At 69.9% G+C, this 1,693-nt stretch carries 3 protein-coding genes and 1 pseudogene; 2 read left to right on the top strand and 2 right to left on the bottom strand.

Annotated features, from left to right (window positions below; translation table 11 throughout):
• On the bottom strand, window positions 1–571 hold a 571-nt coding region (locus tag C1I99_RS31485), incomplete at its 3' end, for a lytic polysaccharide monooxygenase auxiliary activity family 9 protein (protein WP_111137764.1).
• 151 nt (window positions 572–722) lie between these two features.
• Window positions 723–998 carry an isoamylase early set domain-containing protein gene (locus tag C1I99_RS31480; protein ID WP_111137763.1) on the bottom strand — a complete coding sequence of 92 codons (276 nt, stop codon included), beginning with the start codon at window positions 996–998 and terminating at the stop codon, window positions 723–725.
• Between the two features lie 155 nt (window positions 999–1,153).
• Between C1I99_RS31480 and C1I99_RS31475 the strand changes: the two genes are divergently transcribed.
• Window positions 1,154–1,414 (top strand): metallothionein, encoded by a 261-nt coding sequence (locus C1I99_RS31475; RefSeq protein ID WP_111137762.1) that lies wholly within the window; start codon window positions 1,154–1,156, stop codon window positions 1,412–1,414.
• A 151-nt stretch (window positions 1,415–1,565) separates the two neighbouring features.
• Window positions 1,566–1,693 (top strand): annotated as a pseudogene (locus C1I99_RS31470) (ABC transporter permease); the annotation flags it as partial.

Raw genomic sequence — 1,693 nt, 5'->3', positions numbered from 1 at the left:
CCGGCCGGCCACCTCGGTCGGCAGCTCGGTGACGTTCACCTGGGTCAACACCGCCCGGCACGCCACCGATCTGAAGGTCGACGCAGGAGTAGAACGCGTTGGCGGTGTCGGCGATGTTCCACACGGCGAGGACCTTCTGCCGGCCGGAGAACCCGCCCAGGTTGACGTTGTGCGTGACGGTCGCGCCCGGCTGCCGCCCGCCGCCGTCGAAGACGGCCACCCGGGTGTTGCCGATGAAGTACTCCCAGTTGCGGGTGGCGTGCCGGGCGGTGTTGACCCAGGTGAACGTCACCGAGCTGCCGACCGAGGTGGCCGGCCAGCCCCGGCTGTCGTCGTTGAGCACGGCGAAGTGGGCGATGTTGGCGTGGCAGTTACGCAGCCCCTTCGGGCCCTCGACGCTCTGCGGCTCGTACTTGATCTGCCCGCAGTCGGGGACCCGGTTCTGGGCGCAGAGCGCCTGCCGGCTCGGCGGGGACGACACGTAGCCATGCGCCTGGGCGGGGGCGGCGACGGCGAGCGAGGACACGACGGCGCCCATCGCCAGGAGCGGGACGGTGATTCTTCGACGCATGGCGGCATCTCCTTCGGACATCGGCCGGCTGAGGTGCCACCAACATAAATTAAACTTTGTTAACAGTAAAGACTCCTGTCGATAAAAACATCGATGTTGCTCGACTTCTTACGAGCCGTGGCGGGGCGGATCCGGCGCGTGAGCGGCGGAGTCAGAGCCGCAGCAGGCCGCCCCGCTCGTCGACCTCGTCGGCGGAGTCGTCGTCGAGCCACACGCCGCCGGTGGCGAGGTAGCGGAAGCGGTACTCCCCCGGGCCAAGCCGCACCGTGACCGTCCGGGTGCCGTCGCGGCGGGCGACCAGTTCGTGCCGGCCGGGCTCCCAGCCGTTGAAGCAGCCGACGACGCTCACCGTGCCGGGCGGAGTGTGCCGCGGCAGCAAGAAGGTGACCCGGGTCTGGTTGCCGAAGAGCCTGTTGCGCTTGATCACGTGTTCCTCCGGGAGTCGGGCGGTCCAGCAGGTACAACGTCCGACACGCCGGGGCCGACACGCCGCCAAGCGCGGCCGGGTTGGCCCGTTTCGTCCGCCTGAACCGGCCGCATGCCGCAGGCTGGGGGAAACATTCCAGTTCGGAGGGATTTGTCGTGGCAACCTGCGAGGTCTGCGGTAACGACTACTGGATGGCGTTCGAGGTGCGGACCGTCAGCGGCGACGTGCACACCTTCGACTGCTTCGAGTGCGCCGTGCACAAGATGGCCCCGATCTGCGAACACTGCCAGATCAAGATCGTGGGCCACGGCGTGGAGGTGTCCGGCCGGTTCTTCTGCTGCGCGCACTGCGCCCGCGCGGAGGAGGGCGACCAGGGCGCCCAGATCCGCGACGCGGTCGGCGCCCGCCCCACCTGAGCGACCGGCAGGCACGTCGGCCCCGGCACGGCCGGGTCAGGGCCCGGGCGGCGTAAGCGCATGGTAAGGCCGCGCCCCGCCCGTCCCCGGCTAGCATCCGGGCATGCCCGCATCCCGCATCGTCCTCTGTGCGCTGACCGCGACCACCCTGGCGCTCACCGGCCGCTCGATCAGCGACATCCTGGCCGCCGCCTGGCCGGTCACGATCAAGCTGGCCCTGATCGCCATGGCGGTCACCATCGTCTTCGGGGTCACCGCGGGCGTGCTCGCCGGCATCCG

The organism is Micromonospora deserti, assembly GCF_003236335.1.
GTDB classification, from domain to species: domain Bacteria; phylum Actinomycetota; class Actinomycetes; order Mycobacteriales; family Micromonosporaceae; genus Micromonospora; species Micromonospora deserti.
The sequence above is the reverse complement of the archived record's forward strand: the minus strand, read 5'-3'. Positions and strand labels throughout refer to the sequence as shown.